The 12,953-nt window shown below is 62.5% G+C and carries 11 protein-coding genes; 2 read left to right on the top strand and 9 right to left on the bottom strand.

Features of this window, described 5'->3' with window-relative positions:
* Positions 1-7 precede the first annotated feature (7 nt).
* Genes IB262_RS20255 through cysG form a run of 3 tightly spaced genes read right to left on the bottom strand, consistent with a single transcriptional unit; the run spans position 8 to position 3,478 of the window.
* Complete coding sequence (locus IB262_RS20255) at positions 8-1,678, bottom strand: nitrite/sulfite reductase (protein ID WP_034795728.1); 1,671 nt, start codon at positions 1,676-1,678, stop codon at positions 8-10.
* A 14-nt stretch (positions 1,679-1,692) separates the two neighbouring features.
* Complete coding sequence (locus IB262_RS20250; protein WP_112976424.1) at positions 1,693-2,007, bottom strand: DUF2849 domain-containing protein; 315 nt, start codon at positions 2,005-2,007, stop codon at positions 1,693-1,695.
* 10 nt (positions 2,008-2,017) lie between these two features.
* Positions 2,018-3,478, bottom strand: coding sequence for a siroheme synthase CysG (gene cysG / locus IB262_RS20245; RefSeq protein ID WP_192493743.1), 1,461 nt, complete (start codon positions 3,476-3,478; stop codon positions 2,018-2,020).
* A 230-nt stretch (positions 3,479-3,708) separates the two neighbouring features.
* On the opposite strand from cysG, the gene IB262_RS20240 reads away from it, so the two are divergent.
* Together IB262_RS20240 and mazG are read left to right on the top strand one after the other, a co-directional pair.
* A complete protein-coding gene (locus tag IB262_RS20240) occupies positions 3,709-4,296 on the top strand; it encodes a nucleoside deaminase (RefSeq protein ID WP_034795738.1) in 588 nt (195 codons plus the stop codon).
* A 5-nt stretch (positions 4,297-4,301) separates the two neighbouring features.
* Entirely contained in the window at positions 4,302-5,135 is an 834-nt protein-coding gene (gene mazG, locus IB262_RS20235) for a nucleoside triphosphate pyrophosphohydrolase (protein WP_112976423.1), read from the top strand.
* 89 nt (positions 5,136-5,224) lie between these two features.
* Here mazG and hflX read toward each other — a convergent pair whose 3' ends face one another.
* From hflX to IB262_RS20205, 6 genes are all read right to left on the bottom strand, one after another.
* A complete protein-coding gene (hflX, locus tag IB262_RS20230) occupies positions 5,225-6,550 on the bottom strand; it encodes a GTPase HflX (protein ID WP_060517394.1) in 1,326 nt (441 codons plus the stop codon).
* Positions 6,551-6,628: 78 nt separating this feature from the next.
* On the bottom strand, positions 6,629-6,871 hold the full coding sequence (hfq, locus tag IB262_RS20225) for an RNA chaperone Hfq (protein WP_003535434.1): 243 nt from the start codon (positions 6,869-6,871) through the stop codon (positions 6,629-6,631).
* A 109-nt stretch (positions 6,872-6,980) separates the two neighbouring features.
* Positions 6,981-7,844: a D-amino-acid transaminase gene (locus IB262_RS20220; RefSeq protein ID WP_060607423.1), complete on the bottom strand. Its 864-nt coding sequence runs from the start codon at positions 7,842-7,844 to the stop codon at positions 6,981-6,983.
* Positions 7,845-7,854: 10 nt separating this feature from the next.
* Positions 7,855-9,231, bottom strand: coding sequence for a Trk system potassium transporter TrkA (gene trkA / locus IB262_RS20215; RefSeq protein WP_034795767.1), 1,377 nt, complete (start codon positions 9,229-9,231; stop codon positions 7,855-7,857).
* Between the two features lie 48 nt (positions 9,232-9,279).
* Positions 9,280-10,644 (bottom strand): two-component system response regulator NtrX, encoded by a 1,365-nt coding sequence (ntrX, locus tag IB262_RS20210; RefSeq protein WP_060582471.1) that lies wholly within the window; start codon positions 10,642-10,644, stop codon positions 9,280-9,282.
* Positions 10,634-12,904 carry a PAS domain-containing sensor histidine kinase gene (locus tag IB262_RS20205; protein WP_112976422.1) on the bottom strand — a complete coding sequence of 757 codons (2,271 nt, stop codon included), beginning with the start codon at positions 12,902-12,904 and terminating at the stop codon, positions 10,634-10,636. Before IB262_RS20205 ends, ntrX begins: the two co-directional genes overlap by 11 nt.
* Positions 12,905-12,953 lie beyond the last annotated feature (49 nt).

Genomic DNA, 12,953 nt, shown 5'->3' with positions numbered 1-12,953 from the left:
CAGCGCCTCAGGCAGCTTCCTGCGCGCTGCCGTAGAGCGCATCCTTGAAGGGTTGTGGGCCGACGCGGCGATAGGCTTCGAGGAAGGTCTCTTGACCGTCGCGGCGCAGTCCCAGGTAGGTGTCGACGATGGTCTCGACGGCGTCGGTCACCTTCTCCGGTTCGAAGCCGCGGCCGATGATCTCGCCGATCGAGGTGTTTTCGTCGCCGGAGCCACCAAGCGTAATCTGATAGAGTTCCGCACCCTTCTTTTCAACGCCAAGCAGCCCGATATGGCCGACATGGTGATGACCGCAGGCATTGATGCAGCCGGAGATCTTGATCTTCAACTCACCGATCTCGGCCTGACGCTCGGGCGAACCGAAGCGGGTCGAAATTTCCTGCGCCACGGGGATGGAGCGCGCATTGGCAAGTGCGCAGTAGTCCAGCCCAGGACAGGCGATGATATCCGTGATCAGGCCGGCATTGGCAGTGGCAAGACCTGAGGCGACCAGCGCGCGGTAGACCGGCTCGAGATCGGCCAGCGCCACATGCGGCAGGATCAGGTTCTGTTCGTGGCTGACTCGGATTTCGTCGAAGGCGTATTCCTCGGCGATATCGGCAACGGCATCCATCTGCGCGTCGCTGGCGTCGCCCGGAATGCCGCCGATCGGCTTCAGCGAGATCGTCACCATGCCGTAGTCCGGGTGCTTGTGCGGTTGCACATTCTGCTGCACCCAACGGGCAAACTCGGGATCGGTCTTCTTCCAGCGCGCCAGGCTCTCCCAGCCTTCAGCACGGTTTTCGAGGGCCGGTGGTGCGAAATAGGTGGAGATCGCCTGGATGTCGGTCTCCGGCAGCTTCAGCTCGGTGTCCTTGAGGGCCGCGAACTCGACTTCGACCTGACGCGACAATTCTTCGGCGCCGGTCTCGTGTACGAGGATCTTGATGCGGGCCTTGTACTTGTTGTCGCGGCGGCCGTGCAGGTTGTACACGCGCATGATCGCCGTCGTGTAGGACAACAGGTCCTCCTCCGGCAGGAAGTCGCGGATCTTCTTGGCGATCATCGGCGTGCGGCCCTGACCACCGCCGACATAGACGGCAAAGCCGATGCGGCCGTTTTCGTCCTTCTTCAGGTGCAGACCGATATCATGGACCTGGATTGCGGCGCGGTCGCGCTCAGCGCCAGTGACGGCGATCTTGAACTTGCGCGGCAGGAACGAGAATTCCGGATGTACGCTCGACCACTGTCTCAAGATCTCGGCGTAAGGCCTTGGGTCTGCGACCTCATCGGCGGCCGCGCCGGCAAAGTGATCGGCGGTCACATTGCGAATGCAGTTGCCCGAGGTCTGGAGCGCATGCATCTCGACGCTTGCGAGCTCTTGCAGGATATCCGGCGTGTCGGACAGACGCGGCCAGTTGTACTGGATGTTCTGGCGCGTGGTGAAGTGGCCGTAGCCGCGGTCATATTTGCGCGCGATATGGGCGAGCATGCGCATCTGGCGGCTCGACAGCGTGCCATAGGGAATGGCGACGCGCAGCATATAGGCGTGAAGCTGCAGGTAGACGCCGTTCATCAGGCGCAGCGGCTTGAAGGCGTCTTCGGCAAGCTCGCCACTCAGTCGCCGCTCGACCTGATCGCGGAACTGTTCGACGCGGGAGGAAACGAAGGCGTGGTCGAATTCATCGTAACGGTACATCGGGTATCGGTTCCTCAGGCAGCGTGTTTCGGGCCGGAAAGGCCATTGTAGCCGGCAGCGTAGGGGATCGAGGGGCCTTCAGCGCGGATGCGCTCGCGCATGCGCAGCGGGCGAAGCGTGCCGTTGATCTCTTCGACGTCGACGACGTTGGCATCGACGACCTTGTTGTCATCGAACGCCTGCTTACCGGCGGCTTCGAGCGCCGTCACGGCCTCGGCGTGGCGAGCGATGAAGGCATCCTGAAGCTGCTCGACCCAGTTGCCCGCGGCATCCAGCCAGACGGAAATGCCGTCCGAAAGTCGATTTGCCGTCAAAACCTTGCTCACCATAACCTCTTCCTCAGTTCAAAATCTGTTCGTCGCGCCCGAAAGCAGCTTCAATGTTTTTCTTCTCGCCACGTGCCTTGCCTGCGACAAGCGGTTCGGACCGCTCGAAATTGGCGCCGGCGACGGCATCGCCGATGATGACCATCACCGGACCTGCAAGCTCGCTGCGGTTTTCAAGATCCGGAAGGTCCTTCAGCGTACCGTGCAGCAGGCGCCGGTCGGCGCGGCTGGCATTCTCGATGACGGCAACCGTCGTTTCCGGCGGGAGGCTTGCCTGCATCAGACGACCGGCGACCGACGCCGCAACAGTGCGTCCCATGTAGACGGCGATCGTTGCACCCGAGACGGCAAGCCGCGCCCAATCGGGCAGGACTTCGCCGGTCAGATCGTGGCCGGTCGTGAAGACCAGCGAGGAGGCAACACCGCGAAGCGTCAGCGGCAGTTCAAAATCGGCCGCCGCGGCGAAGGCCGAAGTGATACCCGGGACGATCTCATAGCTGATACCGGCTTCGCGCATCGCCGCCATCTCTTCGCCGGCGCGGCCATAAACCAAAGGATCGCCGGACTTCAGACGGACGACGCGCTTGCCTTCGGCAGCCAGCGTCACCAGCAGCTGGTTGATCTCGTCTTGGGACTTGGTGTGGCAGCCCTTGCGCTTACCGACCGACAGGCGCTCGGCGTCACGACGACCCATATCGACGATCGTCTGCGGCACCAGCGCATCATAAACGATCGCATCGGCTTCCATCATCACGCGCTGGGCGCGGAGCGTCAGCAGGTCTTCCGCGCCTGGACCGGCACCGACGAGCCAGACATGGCCCCTCGCCTTCTCGGGCGCATCGAGCAGACGCGAAGCCTCACGGCGGGCAGCAGCCAGATCGCCGCCGGCGACCTTGTCTGCCACCGGCCCCTGGAAAAACCGGCGCCAGAACATGCGGCGGGCAACGCCGCGCGGCACCAGGCGATCGACGGCCTCGCGATAGCTCGCGGCAAGCGAAGCAACGACACCGAGCGAGGGGGACAGCAGCTGATCGATCTGCGCACGGATCATCTGCGCCAGAACGGGTCCTGCCCCTTCGGTCCCGATGGCGACTGCAACAGGGGCACGGTTCACGAGCGCCGGCGTGAAGAAGTCGCAGAAGTCGGGCTGGTCGACGGCATTTGCCGGGATCTTGCGTTCACGCGCTGCAAGGACGATGCGCTGATCCTCGACGGCATTGCCGGTCGCGGCAAAAACGAGAATGGCGCCGTCGAGCTGCTCGGGTGCGAAGGCGGCCGCGACATGTTCGATCCCACGGTCACGAAGGTATTGTGCGAACTCCGCTTCCGGCGCGTCGGCGAAGACGACGATCGACGCTTCGGTGTTCAGCAGCAGCCGCACCTTGGCAAAGGCTTCGTCGCCATTGCCGAAAACCGCCACGCGCTTTTGCGCGACGCGAAAGAATGCGGGGAAAACGGCGAGCTGCTGCGACATGGTCTTGCGGTCGTTCCTTCTACAGGCTGCGGCGAATATCCCTTATGGCGCACGACAATTGAAGGAACAGAAATTTCAATGCCTTTCCAGGCACGTATTGTTTTGCTCGGCGGTGCACCATTTTGAGCAAATATCTCCGAGCCTGTTCAATCGCCGACCTTGGCGCGGCCATTGCGCCGCATGGGTAACCTCCGTTAAATGCCGTCAACGACCTGCCGGAGGCCCAAGACATGACAAAACCCGAACTCGCCGAACGGCTTTTGACCGTCATCGAGCAGGATATCCTGCCGCTTACCGAAAAGGGTGTTGCCGCCGGCAACAAGGTCTTCGGCGCAGCGATCCTGCGCAAGTCCGATCTGTCGCTGGTGCTTGCCGAAACCAACAACGAGACGGAAAATCCGCTCTGGCACGGCGAAGTGCACACGCTGAAGCGTTTCTACGAGATGGCGGAGAAACCGGACACACGCGACCTCATCTTCCTCTCGACGCACGAGCCCTGCTCGATGTGCCTTTCTGCCATCACCTGGGCCGGCTTCGACAATTTCTACTATTTCTTCAGCCACGAGGATTCGCGCGACGCGTTCGCGATCCCGCACGACTTGAAGATCCTGAAAGAGGTCTTCCGGCTGGAACCGGGTGGCTACGCGCAAGACAACGCTTTCTGGCACTCGGCCTCGATTGCTGCACTCTCGAAAGACGCCGACGCCGAAACCCGCGATCGGCTTTCCGCCCAGGATGCCCGCATCCGCGCCCGCTACCAGAGCCTTTCCGACAGCTACCAGTCGGGCAAGGACGACAACGCCATTCCGCTGAACTGAGATCCATGGAACCTTCACGCGACATAACGCGCCTGCTCGACATCATGGCGGCGCTCCGCCAGCCCGAGACCGGCTGCCCCTGGGACATCGTCCAGACCTTCGAGACCATCAAGCCCTATACGATCGAAGAGGCCTATGAGGTTGCCGATGCCATTGAGCGCGGCGACATGCACGACCTCTGCGACGAGCTCGGCGACCTGCTGCTGCAGGTGGTCTTCCACGCCCGTATGGCCGAAGAGGCCGGCGACTTCGCTTTCGGCGACGTCGTTGAGGCGGTGACCCGCAAGATGATCCGCCGGCACCCGCATGTCTTTGCCCGCTCCGACGCCGATACGCCCGAGGCGGTGAAGCTGCAATGGGATGAGATCAAGCAGGCCGAAAAGGCCGAGCGGCAAGAAAAACGCGTCAAGCGTGGCCTCGCGCCTGATGCAGCCGCAAACCATTTGGGCTCGGTGCAGCGCTCATTTCCGGCGCTCGTAGAAGCCCTGAAGCTGCAGGAGCGCGCCGCAAAGGTCGGCTTCGACTGGTCGGAACCGGAACCAATTCTCGACAAGATCGAGGAGGAGATCGGTGAACTGCGCCAGGCTCTGCGAGAAAAGGACCACGCCAAAGTCAGCGACGAACTGGGCGACCTGATCTTTGCCGTGGTGAACATCGGGCGCCATGTCGGCACCGATCCGGAGATGGCGCTTCGCGGCACCAACACCAAATTCCGCCGCCGCTTCGCCCATATCGAGCGGGAACTCGGCGCGGCCGGCGAGACGCTGGATGAGGCAACGCTGGAGCGGATGGAAGAGCTCTGGCAGGCAGCCAAGGCGATCGAGCGACAGCTGGGCTAGAACGAGCGAGACGCGTGCCCGCCATGCGTCCTCTTTCCCAAAGCTGAGGCCGACGGCCCGCTAGCCGCCAACCCCGGGAAAGCTATGGCTTACCAGTCTTCCTCGACGGGCTTCGGCCCGTTTCCGAGGCGACGCTCCAGCTCGGAGGCCTCGTTCTCGGTCAACCTGAGATCAAGGCTCACCCGCCCATCTTCCAGGTCCTCGCGACCGTCGACGATCGCGTGCTGGTAGACCCAGGGCAGAAGCTGCAGCTGATCGATGCCGAGAACGACAGTGCATTCCGTCAGGACGCCGGAAAGACGACGGCCGATTTCGGCGAGCAGTTCGTCGACGCCGTCACCGGTGATCGCGGAAACGGCAACCGTGTTGTTGGACGTCGCCGCTTTGCCGCGCAATGCCTCGCGTGATTCGTCATCCAACCGGTCGATCTTGTTCCAGACCTCGATCAGGCGCTCGGAGGCTTCCTTCTCGTCGATGCCGAGATCGGACAGGATTCTGAGAACGTCGCTTGCTTGTGCCTGGTTGTCCGGGTCCGAGAGGTCGCGGACATGCAGGATCAGATCCGCCTCCAGTACCTCTTCCAGCGTCGCGCGAAACGCGGCGACGAGATGGGTCGGCAGGTCGGAAATGAAGCCGACAGTGTCGGAGAGGATGACCATCCGGCCATGCGGCAGCTTCAGCCGCCGAAGCGTCGGGTCGAGCGTCGCAAACAGCATATCCTCGGCCAGAACGCCTGCCCCGGTCATGCGGTTGAACAGCGTCGACTTGCCGGCATTGGTGTAGCCGACGAGGGCGACGATCGGGTGCGGTACCTTCTTGCGCTTGGAGCGATGCAACTGCCGTGTGCGGCGCACCTGCTCCAACTCGCGCTCGAGCTTGACGATGCGATCCTGCAGCAAGCGCCGGTCCGCTTCGATCTGGGTTTCACCCGGACCGCCCATGAAGCCGCCACCACCGCGCTGGCGCTCAAGGTGGGTCCAGCTTCGGACCAGGCGGCCCTTCTGATAGTTGAGATGCGCGAGATCGACCTGCAGCGTGCCTTCCTTGGTGGAGGCGCGGCGGCCGAAGATTTCGAGAATGAGGCCCGTACGGTCAATGACCTTGGCGTTCCATTCCTTCTCGAGATTGCGTTGTTGCACCGGCGTCAGCGGATGGTCGACGATGACAAGACCGGCATCGAGCTCGACGAGGATGTGGCCAATCTCTTCGATCTTGCCGGTACCAAGCAAGGTGCCCGGCTTCGGCTGCGCCACCGGAACGATGGCGCCATGCACGACCTCAAGATCGATCGCCATGGCGAGACCGGTCGCCTCTTCGAGGCGACTTTCGTCCGAGCGCGTCGTGGTGGTCGAGAGCATATCTGCGGACTGCCGTCCGGTCTTTTTCAAGACTGGAACGATGACGACCGCGCGCATGTCGTCGCGGAGCTTCTCGAGCTCCGGAATGATCGACGACAATTTTGAATCACGTTTGGTAATGTGCCTAACGTCCCGTCAGGATGCGGCTTCTTCGTTCTCGAACATCTGCAGCGGCTGGCCGGGCATGATGGTCGAGATCGCGTGCTTGTAGACCAGTTGCGAGTGGCCGTCGCGACGCAGCAGGACGCAGAAGTTGTCGAACGAGGTCACAACGCCGGTAAGCTTGACGCCGTTGATGAGAAAAATTGTCAAGGAAATCTTTTGCTTGCGGACCGTATTGAGAAAGAGATCCTGCAAGTTTTGAGAACGTTCCGCCATCGCGCCGCTTCTTTCTTATTTGCCGGCGTTTTGCGCCGGTGCATTTTTGTCAAATTCAGCAATCAGAGGCGCCACAAGTACCTTCCCCGACACCTCTTCAGAGTTGGTATCAAATCAATGTCTTTTCCGCAACGCCGAAAAAGGCTTCGCGAATATTCTGTGCTATGCTTCCTGGATGGCCGTTGCCGATCGGCTTGCCGTCGATCGAAACGACCGGAAAACAGATGCTGGTGGCGGCCGTAATAAACACTTCGCGCGCCGCGAGCATCTCATCGACCGAGAACGCCCTCTCCTCGATTTTAAGCCCAAGCGGCACCGCTACATCCATCAAGGTGGTGCGGGTGATTCCCTTGAGGATGCCGTGTTCTGCCGGTCGTGTGCGCAGGTTTCCGTCGCGATCGACAATCCAGACATTGGTCGCTGCGCCTTCCTTCACCGTGCCGTCGGCATCGACGAAGATCGCCTCCTGTGCGCCTTCCTCCTTGGCCTTCTGGCGCGCCAGCACGTTGGGCAGAAGCCCGACCGACTTGATGTCGACACGATCCCAACGGTTTTCCGGCACCGTGATCGCCGCAATGCCATGGGTCGCCTTCCTGGCAATGGCTGCAGCGTCGGTGCGCTTCGCCGTCACCACGATCGACGGGCGTGTTTCCGCTACGGGAAAGACGTGATCGCGGCGCGCCACGCCGCGCGTGACCTGCATGTAGAACAGGCCGTTTCTCACCCGGTTGCGCCGGATGACTTCGCGGATCACGTGGACGAGCGCGGCCCTTGTCATCGGCCAGTCGATGCGCAGTTCGCTGAGCGAGCGGCCGAGGCGATCGAGATGACGGGTGAGATCGACGATATAGCCGTGACGCACCTCGCAGACCTCGTAGACCCCGTCGGCGAACTGATAACCGCGGTCCTCGATATGGACGCCGGCGTCCGCGTGCGGCACGTAGGCGCCGTTGACATAGGCAATTCGGGACATCGTCTCGACCTTAGAAATACTGAATGCTGACGCGGAACAATTGCTCGACATGGCGCACCGCATCGGCGGTGGCAAAGAGCACGACGCGGTCCTTCGCCTTGATCCGGGTGGCGCCATCGGGGCGGATGAACGTCTTGTCGCGATAGAGCGCGCCGATGCGGATTCCGTCGGGAAGTTCGAGGTCGCGCAGGGCCTTGCCGACGAGCGGGGACGTTTCCAGAGCCTCGGCCTCGATCACCTCGGCCATGCCCTTCTGCACCGCATAGACCGAGCGTATGCGGCCCTTGCGGACATGCTGCAGCACGCGCGAAATGGTCACCGCGCGCGGGTTCACATAGGCGTCGACGCCGGCAGTCGCGGCAAAATCCTGGTAGGACGGTTCGTTGATGAGGACGAGTGTGGACTTTGCACCCAGGTGTTTCGCCATCATGCTGCCGAGGATGTTGATCTGGTCGTTGTTCGTGAGCGCCACGACGAGATCGGCGTCCTGGACATCGGCCTGCGCGAGGATCCGCTGGTCCATGGCCGACCCGTTGAGGACGACCGTGCTGCTCAACTTGTCGGCCATCATCACCGCGCGGTCGCGATCGCTCTCGATCAGCTTCACCCGCGTGCGCGGCTGGTGTTCCTCGATCGTCTTGGCGACGAAATAGCCGACATTGCCGCCGCCGAAAATGATGATGCGCCGCGCCTCCTGCTCTTCGTGGCCGAAGAGCGTCAGCGTGCGCCGCGCATGATCCCGATCGCAAACGACATAGGCGATATCGCCCGCCTGCAACTGGTCGTCGGAATGGGGCACGATCACCTTGCCGTTGCGGAAAATACCGGTGACGGTCGCAAGCAGGTCAGGAAACAGTTCGCTCAACTGTTGCAGCGGCGTGCCGACGACGGGACAATCTTCCAGGCACTCGAAGGCGACCATGGCGATGCGGTCATCGGCGAAACGCACGACGTCGATCGCGCCGGGAAAGGAAATGCGCCGCAGCACGAGCCGCCCGACCTCGACTTCGGGCGAGATGGTGACGTCGATCGGCACGTTCTCGCGCGAAAACAGGTTCGCATACTCAGGCGCGAGATAGCTCTGCGCCCGAATGCGCGCAACCTTCGTCGGCACGTTGAAGATCGCGTGCGCCACTTCACAGGCGACGATGTTGACTTCGTCGGACAGCGTGACCGCAATCAGCATGTCGGCCTGGTCAGCACCCGCCTTGGCGAGCACATCCGGATGCGCGCCATGGCCGACGTAACCGCGCACGTCGAGGCTCTCGGTGATGTTGGCGATCAGCGCCGCCGACGTATCGATCACCGAAACGTCGTTGTCTTCCTGCGCCAGTCGCTCGGCAATGCCGTAGCCGACCTGCCCCGCGCCACAAATGACTACCTTCATGTCGTTCTTTCACATGCGAGCGCGGGCGGGTTGGCCGGAAATTCCGGTTCAGACGCCCAGCGACTTCAGCTTCCGATGCAGCGCCGACCGCTCCATACCGACAAACTCCGCCGTGCGCGAAATATTACCGCCGAATCGGTTGATCTGCGCGATCAGATAATCACGTTCGAACATTTCGCGAGCCTCGCGCAACGGCAAGGTCATGATATGCTGGTCGCCCTGGGCCGAAATCTTCGGCAGGGTGTCACCCACTTCGGTCGGCAGCATGTCGGCCGAGATCGGCGTATCCGGACCGTCGCTGCGGGCAAGGATCATCAGCCGCTCGATGTTGTTGCGAAGCTGGCGGATGTTGCCCGGCCAGTCATGCGCCTGCAGCACCGCCAGCGCGTCGTCGCCAATCTTGCGCGGACGGATGCCCGCCTGCTCGCTGACCTGGCGCATGAACATGTCGACGAGGAACGGAATGTCTTCGCGCCGCTCGGCGAGTGCCGGAACACGAACCGGAATGACCGCCAGCCGGTGGAACAGGTCTTCGCGGAACAGGCCCTCGGAGATCATGTTTTCGAGATTGTAGGCCGTCGAAGAGATGATCCGGACGTCGACCTTCACGCGCTTGGTGCCGCCGACACGCTCGAACTGCTGGTCGACGAGCACGCGCAGGATCTTGTTCTGCGTCTCGCGCGGCATTTCGCCGATCTCGTCGAGATAAAGGATGCCGCCATGGGCTTCCTCGAGCGCGCCCGTGCGGCGCGGCTGGCCCGGCGTGCCCTCGGTCCCGAAGAGCGCGATTTCCATTCGGTCCGGCGTGATCGCCGCTGCGTTCAGCGCCACGAAGGGGCCCGTCGATCGCGTCGACTTGCGGTGGATCATACGCGCGACCAGTTCCTTACCGGAACCCGAGGGCCCCTGGATCATGATGCGGCTGTTGGTCGGCGCGACCTTTTCGACCGTCTGGCGAAGCTGCGAGACGGCAACGGACGTGCCGATCAGCTCGACCGGATCGCCGGACTTCTTCTTCAGCTCCGAGACTTCGCGCTTGAGCTTGGAATTTTCCAGCGCCCGTTCGGCGATCAGGATCAGACGGTCGGCCTTGAAGGGCTTCTCGATGAAATCATAGGCGCCGCGCTTGATTGCGTTGACCGCGGTCTCGATGTTGCCGTGACCGGAAATCATGACAACCGGAAGATCCGGGTGCCGCCCCTTGATCTCGTCGAGCAGCGCCAGGCCATCGAGGCGGCTTCCCTGCATCCAGATGTCGAGGAAGACCAGCCGCGGCACGCGATCGCTGATCGCCGCCAGCGCGCTGTCGCTGTCGAAGGCGGTGCGCGTTTCGTGCCCCTCGTCGGACAGGATACCCGACACGATCTCGCGGATATCTTCCTCATCGTCCACAACCAGAATATCAGCGGCCATCGCTCGCACCCTTATCCTTCAAACTCTCTTCGCCCGCGGTTTCTCCGGCAGGCGGCAGGATCACGCGGATCATCGCCCCGACACCGCCGTCGTATTCGGCAGGCGCGTCGTGCAATTCCAATTGTCCGCCATGGTCCTCGATGATCTTCTTGACGATGGCGAGACCCAGGCCCGTGCCCTTCTCGCGCATCGTCATGTATGGCTCCAGAATACGGTGCCGGTTTTCCGTGGGCAGGCCCTTGCCGTTGTCGATGATGTCGACGACGAACTGGCCGGTCCCCGCATCGGTTCGCGCACGCGCCACGACGACAGGCTGGCCGCGGACCGCATCCGCCGGCACCGCCTCGATCGATTCCACGGCATTCTTGACGATGTTGCCGAAGGCCTGACCGAGCATGCGTCCGTCGAACGAGCCCTCAAGCGGCTCCTCGCCGAGATCGCGCACGAAGTTGATGTGGTTGTTGCCCATTTCGCGCAGGAACACTGCATCCTTCAGGATCGCACGAAGATCCGCCCGTTCCTTTGTCGGCTTCGGCATGCGCGCGAAGGCCGAGAACTCGTCCACCATGCGTCCGATGTCTTCCACCTGGCGCACAATGGTGTCCGTGCACTGGTCGAAAACGGCTTTGTCGTCCTGATTGATCTGTTTGCCGTAGCGCCGCTTCAGGCGCTCGGCGGAAAGCTGGATCGGCGTCAGCGGGTTCTTGATCTCGTGGGCGATGCGGCGCGCCACGTCCGCCCAGGCGGTCGAGCGCTGGGCGATGACGAGATCGGTGATGTCGTCGATGGTGATGACGTAGGATTCGTTCGCCTCGCCGCCCTCTTCGCGCGTCACCTGAACGTTCAGCGTGCGCTCGGTTCCGCCGCGCATAACGTTGATCTGCTTGCGGTAATCGTTGCGATGGCGCCCTTCGGCCTCGACCAGGACCTCCTCGATCTCGGGCGCGATCTGCCTGAGATCGGCACCGAGAAGATCCGGCGCGGCCTTCTTCAGGAAATCTTCGGACGACGGATTGGCAATGGTGATCTGGCGGTCACGACCGACACCGATGACAGCCGCGGTCACGCCCGACAGAACCGCCTCGATGAAGCGGCGGCGGTGGTCGACTTCGTCCTTGGCCTCCAGGATCTGCTCCTGCTGGCTGCGTATCTCAGAAACCATCTTGTTGAAGGTTCGTGACAGATTACCGACGTCACCATCGACGGCGCGCACCGGCACGACGACATCGAGATTACCGGAAGCGACGCTGTCGGCGGCACCGATCAGCTGGCGGATGGGCCGGACAATCCGGTCAGCGACGGCGATCGCGGTCCAGATCGCGGCCAGCAGTACGATGAGGGCAAAGCCGAGATAGAGGACACCGAAGGCAATCTGGGTGAAGGTTCGCCCGGCCTCGAGCATCTTGTACTCGGCGGTGTTCTCCTCCATCAGCCGGAGCGAGCGCATCACCTCCGGATCGACGTTGCGAACCGTGTAGAGGAAGGTGCCCGGGATGTCGTCAAGCGGGATGACCGCGCCGACAAGGTTGGTGATCCCTGGCGGGATCAGGGTCGGCTGGCCGGAGACGGAACTCTTCAACGCATCCGGCGGGATCGCCGGCAGCGGCCGATCGGTCGAGATGTTGGCCTGCACGATGGGGCTGCCGTCGGCACGCACAAGAAAGGCGCCAAGCATGCCGCGTCCGCGCGCCTGGCGGGTCATCAACTCGGCAAAGCCCGTACGGTCGAGGCTGTAGAGCTGACGGTTGCGCTCGAGGTCGTTCGCCATCGAGACGGTCTGGCCCTGGAGATAGCTGGCATTCTCGAGCACGTAGGCCTGCGCCACGTTGATCGAGGAGCGGACGATCGCCTGGGTTCGGAGCGAGAACCAGCGGTCAAGGCCGACATCGAGCGTGATGCTGGCAAAGATCGCGACGAGAACCGCCGGCGTGATCGCCACGATTGAAAACAGCGCGACGATGCGCACGTGCAGTCGGGCTGCGGCACGGCCTTTGTGGCGGGCGCGCAGCAGACGCAGGATTTCACGGGCGATCAGATAGATGAGGCCGACGACGAAGAGGCTGTTGATCGCCGCACAGGCGATGACGATATTTCGTTCGAGCTTGATTGGCGTCAGGCCGAGAAGCACGAGCAGGGAGACGGTCGCACAGATCAGCGCGCCGGTTGCCAACATCAGGCCCGGCAGGGCAAAGGAGCCACGGCGATCCTGCGCCGCCAGTCCCTCATCTGTGCCCAGCGGCAAGGCCATTGCGTCCACCATGAAAAGCGTTCCCCCAACCGTCGCCGGCCGGCGACGGCATCTCTTGCTT

This window comes from Ensifer sp. ENS02 (assembly GCF_014851885.1).
GTDB lineage: Bacteria > Pseudomonadota > Alphaproteobacteria > Rhizobiales > Rhizobiaceae > Ensifer > Ensifer adhaerens.
The sequence above is the reverse complement of the archived record's forward strand: the minus strand, read 5'-3'. Positions and strand labels throughout refer to the sequence as shown.